This window comes from Nitratireductor kimnyeongensis (assembly GCF_019891395.1).
GTDB lineage: Bacteria > Pseudomonadota > Alphaproteobacteria > Rhizobiales > Rhizobiaceae > Nitratireductor > Nitratireductor kimnyeongensis.
Window position 1 is genome coordinate 2784462 of record NZ_CP078143.1, and the last position, 17209, is coordinate 2801670.

General features: G+C 60.7%; 17 protein-coding genes and 1 tRNA gene. 13 read left to right on the top strand and 5 right to left on the bottom strand.

The window, feature by feature from the left end; all coding sequences use genetic code 11:
• Positions 1-190: 190 nt before the first annotated feature.
• Positions 191-1657 (bottom strand): TolC family outer membrane protein, encoded by a 1467-nt coding sequence (locus KW403_RS13305; RefSeq protein WP_223019949.1) that lies wholly within the window; start codon positions 1655-1657, stop codon positions 191-193.
• Between the two features lie 182 nt (positions 1658-1839).
• Here KW403_RS13305 and KW403_RS13310 point away from each other — a divergent pair, with 182 nt between their 5' ends.
• Positions 1840-2181, top strand: a complete 342-nt coding sequence (locus KW403_RS13310) for a hypothetical protein (protein ID WP_223019950.1) — start codon at positions 1840-1842, stop codon at positions 2179-2181.
• A gap of 133 nt (positions 2182-2314) precedes the next feature.
• On the opposite strand, the gene KW403_RS13315 is transcribed toward KW403_RS13310, so the two are convergent.
• Positions 2315-3040, bottom strand: coding sequence for a GntR family transcriptional regulator (locus tag KW403_RS13315; RefSeq protein WP_223019951.1), 726 nt, complete (start codon positions 3038-3040; stop codon positions 2315-2317).
• Positions 3041-3193: 153 nt separating this feature from the next.
• On the opposite strand from KW403_RS13315, the gene KW403_RS13320 reads away from it, so the two are divergent.
• The 10 genes from KW403_RS13320 (at position 3194) to KW403_RS13365 (ending at position 12458) form a co-directional block, all read left to right on the top strand.
• On the top strand, positions 3194-4315 hold the full coding sequence (locus KW403_RS13320) for a cupin domain-containing protein (RefSeq protein WP_223019952.1): 1122 nt from the start codon (positions 3194-3196) through the stop codon (positions 4313-4315).
• Positions 4316-4331: 16 nt separating this feature from the next.
• On the top strand, positions 4332-5276 hold the full coding sequence (locus KW403_RS13325) for a fumarylacetoacetate hydrolase family protein (protein ID WP_223019953.1): 945 nt from the start codon (positions 4332-4334) through the stop codon (positions 5274-5276).
• A gap of 35 nt (positions 5277-5311) precedes the next feature.
• The gene (locus KW403_RS13330) at positions 5312-6496 is read left to right on the top strand and encodes an ABC transporter substrate-binding protein (protein ID WP_246637782.1); all 1185 of its coding nucleotides are present in this window, start codon (positions 5312-5314) and stop codon (positions 6494-6496) included.
• A 122-nt stretch (positions 6497-6618) separates the two neighbouring features.
• Positions 6619-7533, top strand: a complete 915-nt coding sequence (locus KW403_RS13335; protein ID WP_223019954.1) for a branched-chain amino acid ABC transporter permease — start codon at positions 6619-6621, stop codon at positions 7531-7533.
• A gap of 4 nt (positions 7534-7537) precedes the next feature.
• The gene (locus tag KW403_RS13340; RefSeq protein WP_223019955.1) at positions 7538-8515 is read left to right on the top strand and encodes a branched-chain amino acid ABC transporter permease; all 978 of its coding nucleotides are present in this window, start codon (positions 7538-7540) and stop codon (positions 8513-8515) included.
• Positions 8508-9284, top strand: coding sequence for an ABC transporter ATP-binding protein (locus tag KW403_RS13345; protein WP_223019956.1), 777 nt, complete (start codon positions 8508-8510; stop codon positions 9282-9284). Before KW403_RS13340 ends, KW403_RS13345 begins: the two co-directional genes overlap by 8 nt.
• Positions 9278-9973, top strand: a complete 696-nt coding sequence (locus tag KW403_RS13350) for an ABC transporter ATP-binding protein (protein WP_223019957.1) — start codon at positions 9278-9280, stop codon at positions 9971-9973. The genes KW403_RS13345 and KW403_RS13350 overlap by 7 nt, the downstream gene beginning before the upstream one ends.
• A gap of 2 nt (positions 9974-9975) precedes the next feature.
• Positions 9976-10866, top strand: a complete 891-nt coding sequence (locus KW403_RS13355) for an alpha/beta hydrolase (RefSeq protein ID WP_246637783.1) — start codon at positions 9976-9978, stop codon at positions 10864-10866.
• Positions 10863-11810, top strand: a complete 948-nt coding sequence (locus KW403_RS13360) for a carbon-nitrogen hydrolase family protein (protein ID WP_223019958.1) — start codon at positions 10863-10865, stop codon at positions 11808-11810. Before KW403_RS13355 ends, KW403_RS13360 begins: the two co-directional genes overlap by 4 nt.
• Positions 11811-11819: 9 nt before the next feature.
• Positions 11820-12458, top strand: coding sequence for a flavin reductase family protein (locus KW403_RS13365; protein WP_223019959.1), 639 nt, complete (start codon positions 11820-11822; stop codon positions 12456-12458).
• A gap of 576 nt (positions 12459-13034) precedes the next feature.
• On the opposite strand, the gene KW403_RS13370 is transcribed toward KW403_RS13365, so the two are convergent.
• Positions 13035-13108, bottom strand: a tRNA-Gln gene (locus KW403_RS13370).
• A 28-nt stretch (positions 13109-13136) separates the two neighbouring features.
• Entirely contained in the window at positions 13137-13361 is a 225-nt protein-coding gene (locus tag KW403_RS13375) for a hypothetical protein (protein ID WP_223019960.1), read from the bottom strand.
• On the opposite strand from KW403_RS13375, the gene KW403_RS13380 reads away from it, so the two are divergent.
• Both KW403_RS13380 and KW403_RS13385 read left to right on the top strand, forming a co-directional pair.
• Positions 13311-14810: a Ppx/GppA phosphatase family protein gene (locus tag KW403_RS13380; protein WP_378596484.1), complete on the top strand. Its 1500-nt coding sequence runs from the start codon at positions 13311-13313 to the stop codon at positions 14808-14810. The genes KW403_RS13375 and KW403_RS13380 overlap by 51 nt on opposite strands.
• A gap of 10 nt (positions 14811-14820) precedes the next feature.
• Positions 14821-15531 (top strand): RlmE family RNA methyltransferase, encoded by a 711-nt coding sequence (locus KW403_RS13385; RefSeq protein ID WP_223019962.1) that lies wholly within the window; start codon positions 14821-14823, stop codon positions 15529-15531.
• A gap of 10 nt (positions 15532-15541) precedes the next feature.
• Here the strand turns inward: KW403_RS13385 and KW403_RS13390 are convergent, their stop codons facing one another.
• Positions 15542-16957, bottom strand: a complete 1416-nt coding sequence (locus KW403_RS13390; protein ID WP_378596207.1) for a DHA2 family efflux MFS transporter permease subunit — start codon at positions 16955-16957, stop codon at positions 15542-15544.
• Positions 16958-17209 lie beyond the last annotated feature (252 nt).

Sequence of the window (17209 nt, forward strand, 5' to 3'; positions counted from 1 at the left end):
ATATATTTGTAACCTAAACTCTAGGTTGATTAATCAATACAAGAATTTAAATAGATATGCATGGGTGCGGTGCAGGGGGTTTCTTGAACGAGCGCAGACCTCGGCAAAACGTTCAGCCGGGGAGAGCGCACGAGCGAGGTCGGGGAGAGGCGGGGGTGCTTCAGCGGATTCTGCGGAGCTGCGAAGCGCCTTAAAGGCGAACGCCGTTCAGGCTCTCTCCTTCGAGAGAGAGGTACCGGCGCAGCAACCCTGTTTGGAACGCGCAATCCGCATTCAATTCCTTCAGGTCATATCGGATGTTTGCGGCTTCAAAGCGGGCGGCATGGAATTCCTGATCCGCGTTCAGGAGGTCCAGGAGCGTTCGTGTGCCCAAGTCCAGATACTGTTTGCGATAAAGGTCGCGTGTCTGCTTCATCATCGTCTCGCGCGAGGCAATAGATGTCAGCAATTGCCGATAACTCGCGATCTGTCCGCTGGCCTCCAGAAGCTTTCCTTCGACCTCTACCCGCACACGGTCGCGCGCTTCGGATGAAGCGCGCAAGGCCAGGTTGGCCGCGCGGTTGCGAGCGGCGTTTTCACCGCCATTGTAAAGGCTTCCCTTCACATTCACGCCGATGTTGTATTCGGGATCGCCGTCATCGAGTTCCAGGATATCGGCGCCCACGCTGGCCTCAAGCGAAAAGGTGGGGAGGCCTTCCGCTTTGCTCAGCCCGACTTGAGCTGTCGCGGCGGTCCGTTCAGCGTCTGCCTGCATGATCGCGGGAATCTGCGACCAGTTCGGATTCTTGATCGAGCACGCCCTGTTGAGCCAATTCGGCTCCGCCCCAGATACCGGTGTCCCTTCTCTGGGCGCTCCCGTAAGAGTATCGAGCCTGCTCTGCCAGCGTCGCATCTGGGCCTTGATTTCGAGTTCCTTTGCCTGTGCTGCCTGCACCCGGGCCTCGGCTTGAAGCTGGTCGGAGCGCGTGCTCGCACCCTTGGCGGTGCGGGCGCGGACAAGTTCGAGAATGGAACGCGTGTCGCGGATCTGGTCCCTGGCAATCTTGTCGAGTGCCTGATTGCGCTGGACTTCGTTGAAAGCAAGGACGGCATCGCGGATCAATTCGTCCACCCGCAGCAGCACTTGCGATCTACGGCCTTCAACACCGGCTCGCTCAACCTCCACCTTGTGATTGACCTTGCCGAAATCGTAGACCATCTGTGATGCGGAAAGGTTGACTGTGGGGTTGTAACCGCTCTCGTCCGTATCCCTCCCATAAGAGGAATTCACTCCCCAGTTCACTTGCGGCAGATAGGCTGCCCGCGCCTGTTCGACGATTTCGTTCTGCTGGTTTAGTCGCTCAAGCGTTTCCTTGACGGAGGGATGCCAGGTCAATGCCCGGCGCACCAGTTCTTCCAACCCCGAAGGATCGCTTCCGCCGCGCGGCTTGATGGAAAGTTGAGGTTCCGCCTTCGGCTTACCACGGGCAGACGCAGCTTTGGGAGGACCGCCTGGCACGTCGGCGCGGGATGCCACTCCGGCGGTCCCGGTGATGGACCCGGTGATTTCCCCGCTTGGCTCACTGGCGCGCTTCGTTGTGGATGTGTTTGCGCAACCGCAAAGCAGCACCAACAGCGCGCAGCCAAACGCGAGAGGCAATTCTTCAAGCAGGCGCATTCACAACTCCGAACATTGTGCGCAAACGCAAAGCAACTGCCAACGCGGAACTTGTGAGAACGGTCGAACACCGATCACGGCAGACTCATCGTGCACACGATGCGCCGTTTATGGTTAACCAACGGTTACCAGGGTAATCCGGCTAAGTGTTTCGTAGCATCGGAAAGCGCCGGCAAGCGGCAATGGAAGGCATTGCGTCAAAGGGGGGGGCAGATCGCAATGCACTTGAACTTGTTGAGGAAGAGATTGGTTATATTTTTTTTGTTGCTGTTGACTTCGCCTGCCGCCAGGGAAACGAATTCTGCAGCCGATGCGGTTCTGCTCTGCCACGTATGATAGAAACATCTTTGTCGTATCAAGCTGACATCAGGTTTCTCGGTACGCCTTGCCGAAAATTCCTAGAAAGCTTCTGGGGCATCGGCCGGGCGGAAATTGTGGGACTTGATCAAAGACTTTTCAGTGAGATCCTTTGCGTATGCGGGGGACGGCATGCCGCCTGGTGGGGTATTTTTGTGGCTCGCTGATTTCCTTTTGTCCGCCAAGGAATGGCATTGCCTTTCGGAGGGACCGCATGCGCCGTCATCGAGACCGGCTCAACGCTCATCCTCGCCGGCAACAAGCTAGCGAAAACGCCGCGTGGGCTGGGCTTCCCTTGGATCAAGCGCCTACCGCGGTTGCGGCGGGCTGCTTGTCCTGCTCGTAGCGTGCGGAAAGGGTTTCTCCCGTGCGTCGATAGTGTCTGCACAGGAGGGAGATTGCCTTCTCCGCGTCGCGCGCGATGGCTGCTTCCATGATTTCGTGATGCTCCTGCGTGAGATCGCGTGAGGGGCGGGCCAGCGGACCGCCTAGAACCGGGAAGCGGTAGCGCTCGGTTTCCACATAGAGCTTGTCGGAGAAATCGAGAAGCCAGTTTGAACGGCAGGCGCTGATGAGTGCATGGTGAAATCGGTGATGCCGGTCTTCCAGCGCCTTCATCTCATCCATCGGCGGCGCATCCATCTGCTCCAGTTTTCTGGCTTTCAGGGAGAGTCCGTGAAAGGCCGAAATCACCCCGGTCTCCCAGTCGTCGTCTCCAAATTCGATGGCGCGGCGCAGCGCCTCCGCCTCAATGTGGATCCGTGTGTCGACGGCATCCCACATTTCCGTGAGTGACAAAGGCGCGACGGTGAAACCGCGCAGCGCGACAGACATAACAAGCCGCTCGCTGTGCAGCCTGTTCAAAGCCTCGCGCAGCGGAGAGTATCCCAGCCCGTATCTCTGTTTGAGGTTATCCAGCCGTAAAGGGCTGCCGGCCGCCAGCGTGCCGCTGACAATGTCCCAGCGCAGCTTTTGATAGGCTTCTTCCGTCAGCGTGGTTTCACGCGGACTCTTCTTTCCCGACACGTCTCCTCCCCGGCATCGCTGCTTCGGTTTTTCAGGAGAACAGCATAGCACAGCACTTTGTGCAACAAACGAAAAAATCAGAATTTTCGAAAATATCTATTTACAGCGAAAATCTCGCTGTTATCTTTTCGTCATTGAAGAGTGGAGGTTGAGATGTCGTCAGGCAGGGAAAACTACCGCGAGGACGTGGCGGGCCGCGCCAATGTGGAGGATACGCCGGAGCTTCTGGCCTATTACGACGAGTTGGAGGCGCTGGAGGCGGGTGCGCTGTGGACCGTCGCCAACAAGATCGAGCCCTGGGAGCCGCAATCCTCTTCGGTTCCCATGGTCTGGCGCTATCGTGATCTGCGCGAACACGTCTTGCGCTCGGTCGAGCTGGTGACGCCGGAGAAGGCTGGTCGTCGCGTGATCTATCTCAACAATCCTGGTCGCCGCGAATTCGCCGCCGCCGTCGGCTGGCTCTATTCCGGGCTTCAGGTCATGCATCCGGGCGAAGCTGCATCAGCGCACCGGCATTCGGCCTCGGCGCTTCGCTTCATCATGGAGGGTTCAGGCGCTTATACCATCGTCGATGGCCACAAGATGACGCTCAATGCCAATGATTTCGTGCTGACGCCAAACGGCACCTGGCACGAGCACGGCGTTGAAGAAAGCGGCAGCCCCTGCATCTGGCAGGACGGGCTTGATATTCCGCTGGTCAACACGCTCGAAGCGAATTTCTATGAAGTGCACCCAGACCTGCGGCAGGCCGTCGGCTTTGCTGTCGACGACATGACGAAGACCTGGGGCAATCCGGGTCTCACACCGGGCGGTGGCGCCTGGGACAAGGGGTACTCCCCGCTTTACAAATATGAGTGGGAGCGCACCTATGAAGCGCTCACGCGCTATGCAGAAGCGACCGATGGCTCGCCCTATGACGGCGTGATGATGGAATATATCAACCCGGTCACTTCGGGCCCGGTCATGCAGACCATCGGCGCCAGCATGCAGATGCTGCGTCCCGGCGAAAAGACCAAGGCCCATCGCCACACGGGCAGCTATCTCTACCAGGTGGCGAAGGGCAAGGGGTATTCCATCATTGGCGGCAAGCGGTACGACTGGCAGGAGCGTGACATTTTCTGTGTTCCTTCCTGGGCATGGCACGAACACGCCAACCTGTCCGAGAGCGACGATGCCTGCCTGTTCTGTTTCAACGACCTTCCGGTGATGCGTTCGCTCGGTCTCTACCGGGAAGAAGCGCTGGCCGACAATGGCGGTCACCAACCACAAGACTGATCAAGGACATATCTGAATGCGACTGGTTACCTACAGGGCCGCTGTCGAGGCGCCTGCGCGTCTTGGCGTCATCGAGGGCGAGAGTGTTGTCGACGTTGAAGCGCTCGGCATCGCCTTTGGCGAGGACTTCCCAGCCTCCATGCTGGAGCTGATCGATCTCGGTCCGGATGGGCTGGCGGCGCTGCAGCGGCTTCTCGACGAGGCGCGTGGCGCGTGGCCGGTGCGAACGACCGTTCCGCTCGCCAATGTGCGATTGCTTGCACCCATCCCGCGGCCCCGCAAGAACATCTTCGGCATCGGCCTCAACTATGTGGAGCATGTCGCAGAATCGAGCCGCACGCTCGACACGTCGAAGGACCTGCCCAAGGAGCCGGTCATCTTCAGCAAACCGCCCATGGCGGTCATCGGGCCCGACGATGCAATCGAGCACAATGCCTCGATCACGCAGCAGCTCGACTGGGAAGTGGAGCTTGCCGCCATCATCGGACGCAAGGCCACCAAGGTGAGCGAGGACGATGCGCTTTCCTACGTGTTCGGATACAGCGTGATGATCGATGTCAGTGCGCGTGACAATCGCCGCGCGGGCCAGTGGATCTATTCCAAGGGCCAGGACAGCTTTGCACCCTTCGGGCCCTGCATCGTCACTGCCGACGAGGTGGGGGACCCGCACGATCTTGACCTCTGGCTCACGGTCAATGGTGAGCGCAAACAGGGCTCGAACACGAAACACATGCTGTTCAAGATTCCGACTCTCATCTCCGACATCTCGGCCGCCATCACGCTCGATCCAGGCGACATCATTGCCACCGGCACGCCCGAAGGCGTCGGTGCGGGCCGTGATCCGCAGGAATGGCTGTGGCCTGGCGATGTGGTGGAAGCCTGTGTTGAGGGCATCGGCACGATCCGCCATCCGGTTGTGGCTGTCGGCAATGATTTCTCACGCCAACGCAAGGCCGGCTGATCCGGCTTCGCTTCACTATAAAATAAGAGGAGAACATGAAAATGGGACTTAAGGGCAAAGCAATGCGGTCCGGCCTTCTGGCCACCGCACTCGCAACGGTGATGGTTGCACAAGCTTCGGCAGAGGAGCTGCGCATCGGCTTCATCACCACTCTCTCGACCCCTGCCGGGTATATTGGTGAAGACATCCGCGACGCCTTCATGCTGGCCATTGGCGAAGATGGCAAGTTGGGCGATACGCCGGTGGTGCTTGAGGTTGAGGATGATGGCCTGAAGCCGGCCAATGCCAAGCAGTCGGCAGACCGTCTCGTGCAGTCGGGCGTCAAGCTGTTCACCGGCGTGAACTTCTCCAACGTGCTCGCCGCTGTGCAGCCGACGGTGATGAAGTCGGGCGGATTCTACGTCAGTGTCAACCCAGGCCCGTCCGTCTTTGCTGGCGAGAAGTGCAATCCCAACTACTTCGTCGCCTCTTATCAGAACGACGCGTTCCACGAGGCGGCTGGTCTTGCGGCCAACAAGCTCGGCTACAAGAAGGTCGTGATCCTCGCGCCGAACTATCAGGCGGGTCGCGATGCGCTGAACGGCTTCAAGCGCACCTATGAAGGCGAGGTGGTGGAGGAGATCTACACCAAGCTCAACCAGACCGACTTCTCCGTCGAGCTGGCGCGCATTCGCTCGGCCGGACCCGATGCCATCTACCAGTTCCATCCGGGCGGTGCCGGCATCAACTTCGCCAAGCAGTATGACAATGCCGGCCTGAAAGACAGCGTGCCCATGCTGGTGCCGGCCTTCTCACTCGACGCACAGATGGTCAAGGCAACCGGCGATGCTGCCGATGGCGTTTATGCGTCGGCCCTCTGGACGACCGAGTTCGACAACGACGCCTCGCGTGATTTCGTCAAACGCTTCGAGGAAGCCTATGGCCGCACGCCCACAATGTATGCCGAACAGGCTTACGATACGGCAAACCTGATCGCCTCGGCCCTCGATGCGGCCGGTGGAAACATCGACGATGCAGACGCATTCCGTGCTGCACTCGCCAAGGCCGATTTTGAGCCGATCCGCGACAAATATACATTCGGCCCGAACCAGCATCCGATCCAGAATTACTATCTGACGCGGTTCGAAAAGAATGCGGATGGCGAGATCGTCCAGACAGTGGTGGAGCGCATCGCCGAGAACCATCAGGACGCCTACGCCAAGGATTGCAAGATGGACTGACGGCCCGCGCCGTTTCCTGAACGGAGTTGCCCGGCGGCGAGACATCGCCGGGCACTCCATCCGCATCGACCCGTTCGGGGCGGGCAGTCCACCGAACCCAGACCGGCGAGCAATGGAACGCCATGATCCTCTTCATTGAACAAGTGTTGAACGGCCTGCAATATGGCGCGTTCCTATTTCTGCTGGCCTCGGGCCTGACCCTCGTCTTCGGCATCATGGGGGTAATCAACCTCACCCATGGCACGTTCTACATGATCGGCGCCTATTGCGGTGCGCTCACCGTTGCCTCCACTGGCTCGTTTTTCATGGGGCTCCTGGCGGCGATGGCGGGGGCGGGGCTTTACGGGCTGCTTGTCGAAAGCACCGTGGTGCGATGGCTCTACAATCGCGACCATCTCTATCAGGTCCTGGCGACGCTCGGCCTCATCCTCTTCACCAATGAAGCGGTGACGTTGATTGTCGGCCGTTCCCCGATCTTCATGAACATTCCGCCCTTCCTTGAAGGTTCGGTAACGCTCTTCCCGGGCCTCGCCTATCCGCTCATGCGGCTCGCCCTCATCGTGGTCGGTCTCGCAGTGGCGTTTGGCCTCTGGTTGCTGGTCAACCACACACGTTTCGGCATGCTCATGCGCGCCGGCGCCGATGACCGGCAGATGGTCGACGCGCTGGGCGTCAACATGCGCCGGCTCTACATGAGCGTTTTTGGCCTTGGCGCAATTCTCTGCGGGCTTGCCGGCGTCATGGCTGCACCGCTGCTTGCCGTTGAAATTGCCATGGGCGAGCGCATCCTCATCACCACATTCGTGGTGATCGTCATTGGTGGGGTCGGCTCCATTCGCGGCGCTTTCGTCGGCGCGATGCTGGTGGGCATGGTCGACAGTCTCGGCCGGGCCTATGTGCCGCAGATCTTTACAGCGCTGCTGCCTTACTCTGTGGCCGACACACTGGCCGCCGGCCTCGTCTCCGCGAGCATCTATGTGCTGATGGCGCTTGTCCTTCTCGTTCGGCCCTATGGCCTCTTCCCCGCCCGGAGCTGAGCCGATGTCCAAATTCGACCGTTTCACGCTGACCGGCATTGTCATGCTTGTCCTGCTCATCGCCGCGCCCTTCGTGGTGGCGCAGACGGGCTGGCATGGCGGCCTGCCGCTTCTCACGCGTATCGTCATCTATGCGCTGGCCGTGGTCAGTCTGGATCTGATCATCGGCTACGGCGCGTTGGTGAGCTTCGGCCACGCCATGTTCTTCAGCGTCGGTGGCTATATGGTCGCCGTCCTGGCCTATCACACGAATATGGGTGATACGATCTTTGGCTGGGAGGGTACAAATTCGGCGCTTGTCCTTTGGCCGCTGGCGCTACTTGCCTGCGCGCTGCTTGGTCTCGTCATCGGCTATCTGGCCCTCAAGACACGCGGCGTGCAATTCATCATGATCACGCTCGCCTTTGCCCAGATGGTCTATTTCATTCTCGTTTCTCTGCAATATTACGGCGGGGATGACGGGCTCATGATGGACATGCGCAACACCATGCCCGGCATCGATCTGGATGATCCCTTCGCGTTTTACTATCTCGCTCTCGGCCTGCTCGTACTATGGGTGCTGTTCTGCCGGTTTATCGTCAACTCGCGCTTCGGCATGGTCTTCCAGGGCCTGCGCCAGAGCGAGCGCCGGGCCGTCAATCTCGGCGTCAACCCGTTGCCCTTCCGTCTGGCCGCCTTTGTCATCTCGGCTGTGGGCACAGGGCTGGCCGGCGTGCTGTGGGCCAACTATGCCGAGTTCGTTACCCCCGACATGGCCACCTGGGCGAAATCCGGCGAGTTCATGGCCATCGTCACGCTGGGAGGGTTGGGCACGCTTCTCGGCCCCATCGCGGGTGCCGCCGCCTTCATCGGGCTTGAGCAGATTCTCACCATCTGGACCGAACACTGGATGATCGTCATGGGCCCCATTCTGGTGCTGATCGCACTGTTCGGCCAGCAGGGCATGCTTGGCCGCTTCCTGAAGGGAGGTCGTCATGACTGATGGATCGGCAATCAAGACGGGCGAGGCAGTCCTTTCGCTCGACCACCTGCACAAGGCATTTGGCGCGCTCAAGGTCACCGACGATGTCACGCTCGACGTGCGCAGTGGCGAAATCCACGCGCTGATCGGGCCGAATGGCGCCGGCAAATCCACCCTAATCGCGCAGATCTGCGGCGAGTTGCAGTCGGACTCCGGCCGTGTGCATTTCAGGGGGCGCGACCTGACCGACCTCAGCGCCTTCAAACGCGCAAGGCTTGGGCTCGGGCGTTCATTCCAGACAACGCAACTCTGCCTCGAATTCAGCGTGCTCGAACATGTCATCCTTTCACTCGACTGCATGGAAGGCGGATCGTTCAATCTCTTCACCAATCCGCGGAACGATGCCGCGCTTCGGGAAGAAGCGATGCACTGGATCGGCAAGGCGGGACTGGCGGGCCGCGAAAACCGGCAGGTCGCCAATCTCGCGCACGGCGAGCGCCGTCAGCTCGAATTGGCTGTGGCACTTGCGCGCAAGCCGCATGTGCTGGTTCTGGACGAGCCCATGGCCGGCATGGGAGCGGAGGAATCCGCCCGCATGGTCGACCTGCTTCAGGAGTTGAAGGGCGAGTACCCCATGCTGCTGGTCGAGCATGACATGGATGCCGTGTTCACTCTCGCCGACCGTGTCAGTGTTCTGGTCTATGGCCGGATCATCTTTACCGGCACGGTGGACGAAGTGCGGCAGGATGCGGAGGTCCGCAGCGCCTATCTGGGAGACGAAGCATGCTGAAGGTAACAGGTCTCGAAGCGGGATACGGCGTCAGCCAGGTGCTGTTCGGTATGGAATTCGAGGTGCCGCGCGGTTCCGTTACGTCGCTGATCGGACGTAACGGCATGGGCAAGACCACAACCATTCACACCATTCTAGGCATGGTGCGTGCGCGCGGAGGCGACATCCTGCTTGAAGGCGACAGCATCACCGCCCTGCAGCCCAATGCGATTGCCCGGCGTGGCATTGGTCTCGTGCCGGAGGGGCGGCGCGTCTTCCCCTCGCTCACAGTGGAGGAAAATCTGGTTGCCACTTCCCGACCGGGCGGTGCGGACGGCTGGAACCTCAAACGCATCTACGATCTCTTTCCGCGCCTGAAGGAGCGGAGCGGCCAGTTTGCCGCGACACTTTCGGGCGGCGAGCAGCAGATGCTGGCCGTGGGCCGCGCGCTCCTGACCAATCCCGCGCTCCTGATCCTCGACGAAGCAACGGAGGGACTTGCACCCGTCATCCGCGCCGACATCTGGGCGACGCTGCGCCAGTTGAAGGAACTCGGTCAGTCGATCCTCGTGGTCGACAAGAACCTGAAAGAAATGGCCCCGCTCGTCGACCGGCACCACATCGTCGAAAAGGGCAGGGTGGTCTGGCAGGGCTCGCCGCAGGAACTGGCGGCCAATGAAGACCTTGCCCATCGCTATCTGGGGGTATGAGCATGGATGCCGCATCACCCCTTTACCGGGGCATGGACCAGCCGACGCTGGAGCGCGAATACAATGCGCGCGAAAGCGTCGCCTCCTACGAGGCCGAACACGCCCGCTACATTGCCGAGAGCGAACGCGTCCGGCAAGGCTGCGTTGCGGAGTGCGATATCGTCTACGATCCGCAGAGCGGCGAGACGCTCGATTTATACCCGGCGGGTGAAGGCAGCCCCGTCTTCCTGTGGATCCACGGTGGCTACTGGCGCGGTGGCTCGAAGGATGACAATGCCTTTGCAGCGGGCGGCCTGACAGCACACGGCATCTCGGTGGCCGTGATGAACTATACGCTGGCGCCAGAGGTCGGTATTGGCGAAATGGTGCGTCAGGTGCGCAGCGCTGTTGCCTGGCTCAGGAAACATGGCGCGGAGCGCGGCTTCGATGTCGAGCGAATCCATGTCGGCGGCTCCTCCGCTGGCGGGCATCTGGCGGGCATGGTTCTTGCCGATGGCTGGCTTCAGGATTTTGACCTCCCGCCGGACACGATAGGTACGGTGCTCGCCCTGAGTGGGCTGCACGAGCTCGAACCCCTAGAGCACACGCAGGTGAAGGGCTGGATGCGGTTCGACACGGCCTCGATCGCTGAAAACTCTCCGATCCGCCACATTCCCGCGACATCCGGGGCGCGGCTGATTGCCTCGGTCGGTGGGCTCGAGACAGGCGAGTTCATCCGTCAGACGCTGGACTATGCCGCGGCCTGGAAGGCAGCAGGCCATGCGGCGAAGGTGATCGACATGCCGTCGCACAATCATTTCGATATTGCACTCAGCCTTTGCGAGCCCGATGGTGTGCTGGTCGAGGCCGTCCGCGCTTCGATCGTCCGAGATGCTCAGGGAGAAATCACATGAAATCGTTCAAGGCGGCCGTCGCGCAGACGGCGTCCAACCCTGTAGACGCGCTTGCCTCCGCCGAAAAGGCGGCCGCCATTATCCGCAAGGCCGCTGGTGAAGGGGCGAAACTCATCGTCTTTCCCGAAGCCTTCCTCGGCGGTTATCCCAAAGGCGCCTCCTTCGGCGCGCCCATCGGTATCCGCAAGCCCGAGGGGCGCGAGGCTTTCAGGGATTACTATGAACGCGCCATCGATCTGGACGGCGAAGAAGTGGCGCTGATTGCCGAGGCGACGGCCGAGACGGGTCTCTTCGCCGTCATGGGCTGTATCGAGCGCGACGGTGGCACCCTCTATTGCACTGTCCTCTTTTTTGATGGCGAGAAGGGGCTCATCGGCAAGCATCGCAAGCTCATGCCGACAGCCGGCGAGCGGTTGATCTGGGGCTTTGGCGATGGCTCGACCATGCCGGTTTTCGAGACCCCGCTCGGCCGCATCGGCGCGGTCATCTGCTGGGAAAACTACATGCCCATGCTGCGCATGCACATGTACAGCCAGGGCGTCAGCCTCTATTGCGCCCCCACCGCCGATGACCGCGATACCTGGCTCCCCTCGATGCAACATATCGCGCTGGAAGGCCGCTGCTTCGTTTTGAGCGCCTGCCAGCACATCACGCGCGGCGCGTTTCCCGATGATCACGAATGCGCGCTGGGCGATGATCCCGACACCGTTCTGATGCGCGGTGGAAGTGCCATTGTCGACCCGCTCGGAAATGTCCTCGCCGGCCCGAACTTCGAGGGCGAGACGGTGCTCTACGCCGACATCGACATGGCAGCAGTGGCGCGCGGGAAATACGATTTCGACGTCACGGGCCACTATGCCCGGCCGGATATATTCCAGCTCCGGGTGGATGACCGTCCGAAACGCGCCGTCTCGAACATCAGCGATGAACCTTTAAGCGATTGACGGTACCTGATGCGCTTCAAGCTAGACGAACTCGACCCGCAGATCGGCTACAAGGTGATGACGGCAACCGTCACGCCGCGTCCCATTGCCTGGGTAACGAGCGTGTCCTCGGAAGGCGTGGTCAACGCCGCGCCTTACAGTTTTTTCAATGTGATGGGGCACAGGCCGCCCACCGTCGCTATCGGCGTGATGGCGGATCCGGATCGGGGCTTCAAGGATACGGCGCGCAATATCGTGGGCGGCGGCGAGTTCGTCGTTAACCTCGTGCCGGAACATCTGGCGGAGGCTATGAACATCACATCGATGGACGCACCGGAGGATATCAGCGAACTGGAATGCGCGGGCTTAACGGCATTGCCGGGACAGCAGGTGGCACCACCGCATATCGCTGAAGCGCCAGTCTCCTTCGAATGTGTCAGCCACAGCGTTCTTGTCACCGGGCCCCATCAGGCACTGGTGGTTGGCCGGGTCGTGGAGATCCGTGTCGCCGACGATTTCGTTCTCGATGCCGAGCGCGGCCATATCGACACCCCGGCCCTCGGTCTCATAGCCCGCATGCACGGGCGCGGTTGGTATGCGCGCTCAAGCGATACGTTCCAGATCGACCGCCCGAGCTATGCCGACTGGCTTGCCGAGAAAGGTCGTTAGAGGATCGTGTCGCATTGGCCTGCCTTTGACACTGCCGGAAGAGAGCGCTGGTGTGCTCTATAGCGGGCCGCCTTTGATGGTTACAGAACGCGCAACGTCGCTACTCAGACCAACCGGATAGCGAGGCCATTGGAGTGCACCTCATTTTTGTGGAGAGCCGGCATAGCCGATAACGCATGGGCACGTTCCACGATGCCTTGCCGTCGACAAGGGGGATCCCGGCGGCGGCGCCCGAGCTTTCTTGTCATTAGCAGCATCGTTTTGGAGACTGCTGCACGCAGGCATATTGCGCAGCTTGTGATGACCACCCGTGCCCAGCCATCCTTTCGGCAACGCCTTTGACTTGCTCCCCTCCCATGTGACCGTGCCAACGGGGCGGTGGTAGACTCGAGAATGCAACAATCTACTGCTGCGCGCACGGGGTTGCCGGATACGCGGCGGCAACAATTCGCCATTAGCCACTCATTGGAGAGGGGAGGTGGGAATGCCAACGTTTCGGGTTTATGACCCGGAAGACTGTTCCGGTTGCGATTTCTCGTTTCGCTTAAGTGATTGTTTTATTAAGAAAAAGAAATTTGGCTGGGGAACCTGGATTCGAACCAGGACTAACGGAGTCAGAGTCCGTGGGTCTACCGTTAACCTATTCCCCAGCGGGCGGCGCTGGCCGCTTTCGCCACGCTATTTAGCGATATGAGTTTTATAGTCAAGGGCGGATATGGATTCAATTCGGGGAACGACATTTTTCTCGATTGCGCAAAGATGATCGCGTTTCCAGTGAATACCGCTCTTGGTGAAACCAGCTATGGCTGATACTCTGGTGGCAACTAAACGGAATGAGCTGCCTGCTGCGCCCTGAAGGGCTTGCGCGGCGGCGAAGGAATAGCGGTGGAAAACCACGACCACGACGGGGGCTCCCCGTTACAGGGGGTCGTTCGGGATGCCGCGTCGGATGGGGGCTCTTCCCCCGGCTTCGACGATCGGTCGGCCGGACAACCTGCTCTCATGGGTGAGACAGATGTTTTGCCCAAGCGAAAAAGGACGCGCAGGAACAAGGCCTCCCGCCCCCGGGCGGTGTCCCGTCGCGCATTGGAGAAACCCGCAAAAGAGGCATCCAGTGACGATGCTCCAGACATGCGGGCGCAGGGCGAGCAAGCTCTTGCGAACGAGCCTACACGGACGGAGGAAACTTCTCCGAAAAGGAAGCGCAGAAAGCGGCGCAGGCGTCGTGCTTTCGTGCGTGATGCGATGGCGGAGGCCTCTTCCGGAGAAACGCCACATCAAGGCGAGGCGGGAAAGGCGAGCCGGCCACAGCCGGCAAGGCGGCGCGAATCAGATCAGGATGGCCCGCGCACAGCCTATGCGGCGCTCGATCTAGGTACCAACAATTGCCGCCTGCTGGTGGCCGTGCCAACCAGACCCGGGCATTTTCGCGTGGTGGACGCATTCTCGCGGATTGTACGCCTTGGAGAAGGACTGAGCCGCGAAGGCCGGCTAAGCGAAGCGGCGATGGACAGAGCTGTCGGTGCGCTTGGCATTTGTGCCGAAAAGCTGGGTCATCGAAAGCCCCGGCGTATGCGGCTGATCGCGACGGAAGCCTGCCGCTCGGCCGAAAATGGCGAAGCGTTCATCGAACGTGTGAAGCACGAGACCGGGCTCACGCTGGAAATTATCGACCGCCAGACGGAAGCGCGGCTGGCCGTTGCCGGCTGCAGCACATTGGTGGACCGCGGAACGGAGGGCGTGGTTCTTTTCGATATCGGCGGCGGCTCGTCGGAAATTGCTCTGGTGGACATTTCGCGCCACCGCACCCCGCGGCTTGCCGATCACATCGTTGCCTGGACGTCACTGCCTGTGGGGGTGGTGTCGCTTGCAGAGCGTTTCGGCGGCCACCATGTGACGCGTGAAAGTTTTTCGGCGATGGTCGACGCGGTGAGTGACATGCTTGACCGGTTTGACGATGGCGGACGGCTTTCGAAGGTCGCTGCCGGGGGGCGGTTTCATCTGATCGGAACTTCGGGAACGGTTACGACGCTCGCCGGTGTTCACTTGGGGCTGGCGCGCTACGATCGAAGACAGGTCGACGGGCTATGGATGGAGCGGGACAATGTGGACCGCATGATCGACACATTGCTTTCATGGGATTTCGAACAGCGCAAGGCCAATCCCTGCATCGGCGCGGACCGCGCCGACCTCGTGCTCGCTGGTTGTGCAATCCTTGAGGCAATACGCCGGCGCTGGCCCTCTGAGCGCTTGCGGGTGGCGGACCGTGGCCTGCGCGAAGGCATGTTGAACGAAATGATGGCTGCCGATGGCGCCTGGCGGCGGCGTCGGCAGACGGGGCGAAGCAAATGAGGTTTTGCGGATGAGCAAGAAACCGGCCAAAACGGGCGGCGGCGCTCGTGCGCTCAAAACACGGGTCAAGAAAAAGCGCGGGCTGAAAAACTCGTCCCGCCGCTGGCTCGAACGGCATCTCAACGATCCCTATGTGCACCGCGCGCAGGCTGAGGGCATGCGCTCGCGCGCAGCCTACAAGCTGACGGAGATCGACGACCGCCACAAGCTGCTGTTTCCAGGGGCACGGGTGATCGATCTGGGAGCGGCGCCCGGAGGGTGGTGCCAGGTTGCGGCCGAGCGGGTCGGGTCCACTCCTGAAAACCCGCTCGTCGTCGGCATCGACTATCTGGGGATGGATGCAGTGCCCGGCGCGATCGTGCTCGAGATGGATTTCCTGGACGATGATGCGCCGGAGCGCCTTCTGGAGACGCTCGGCGATGCGCCGGATCTGGTCATCTCCGACATGGCCGCACCGACCACCGGTCACCGCCAAACGGATCATCTGCGCACCATGCATCTGTGCGAGACGGCAGCGGATTTCGCGCTGTCCGTCTTGAAACCTGGCGGGCATTTTCTGGCGAAGACCTTCCAGGGAGGCGCCGAAACCGGCTTGCTCGATCAACTGAAGCGCAATTTCAAGTCTGTTCACCACGTGAAGCCGCAAGCTTCACGTGCGGAATCGGTGGAACTCTACCTCCTGGCCAAGGGATTCAAGGGACGCTCCGAAGAGGAGTTATAGTGTACTTGCCTCATTCGCCGGCGGGAGTCGGCTCGTCGCCCCTGTTGCGCCGCTTGATGTGACCAGAAACGCGGCTACCTGCTTCAGGCGGGAGGGACAGAAACGGGATGGCGGCCAGTGCAGAAAGTGCGGCCACGATCAGAAAGGCGCTGACAAAAGCGTCCATGCCGAGTTCCGTGCCGGTGATGAAGGCGGACATCTCGAGAATGCCACCACCGACCGCAACCCCCAGCGCGATGCTGACCTGCTGAGCTGCCGCTGAGATGGTCGACGCCTGACTTGCCTCACGGTCACCGAGCTCGGCGAAAACGAGCGCAGTGGCCGACGTGAAGAAGAGTGAGCGAAGAAGGCCAGATCCAATCAGCACAGTGACGATGATCCAGTGCGGTGTTGCCGGCGTGAACAAGGCATTGACGGCAATGCTGGCCGCGCCGAGCACGGATGCTGCTACAAGAACGACCCGGAAACCACCGAGACGCAGCGCGGTAGTGGCGATGAACTTCATGGCAATTGCGCCGAAGGCCGATGCGAAGGTGAGAAGACCGGACTGAAACGGCGTCAGGCCGAACACGACCTGAAACATCAGCGGCAGCAGGAAGGGCACTGCGCCGACGCCGATCCGGAAGAGCGACCCGCCAATGATCGCCGAGCGGAAAGCGCGGTTTGCGAAAAGGCCAAGATTGAGGATGGGGTTCGAGGCCTGAAATGCATGACGGATGTAAAGCGCCGAAGCCAGGAACCCTAACAACACCGTCAAGACTCCGACGATCGGCGGCAGGGCCGGCAGGCTGATGACCGAGAGACCAAACACCAGACCTGACGCGCCGATGCTGCAGAGCAGGAAGCCCGAAAGGTCCAGCCGCCCGGTCTCCTCCCGTGCGAAATCCGGCAGTACAAATCCGGAGATGATGATGCCCAGGAGACCGATGGGCACATTGATCAGAAAGATCCAGTGCCAGGAAAAATACGTGGTGACGAAGCCGCCGAGCGGAGGGCCGGCGATCGGACCGATCAGCGCGGGGACAGTCAGCCAGGCCATCGCTTTGACAAGTTGCTCTCGCGGAACAGCCCGCACGAGAACAAGGCGACCAACCGGCGTCATCATCGCGCCGCCCATGCCCTGCAAAAACCGTGAGAGGACGAAAGCGGCCAGCGAATTGGAGAAAGCGCAAGCGATGGAACCGAGCACGAAGACCGCGATCGCAATGCGGAAGACCTTTTTTGCCCCAAAACGGTCAGCCATGAAACCACTGATCGGGATAAAGATGGCGAGCGAAACGAGATAGCTGGTCAGGGCAAGCTTCAACGTCACGGGGCTGGTGCCGATGTCGGCAGCGATCGCCGGAAGGGATGTGGCGATGACGGTTGAATCCATCTGCTCCATGAAGAGCGCGACGGCGAGTATCAGTGGCAATGTGCGGTTCAAAGCATTCGATCCCTGTGCCGGTCTGTCGGGTGAGGCTGGGAGGGAGGGGTGGACAGGCCGGATCAGCACGCGGGCTATAGCATGGGGTATGTCGCTTGTCCTGTGGCAAAGGCGACGCTGTGTTGGTGCTGTCATGTAGTGTGGACGAAACATTCCACGTGCATACAGGCAGACCTCCTTTTCAAGCCGGCGCTTCCGTGGTACCAGCCAGCGCCAATCCTGAAAGGGAATCACACAAGCGAGGCCTTGCCA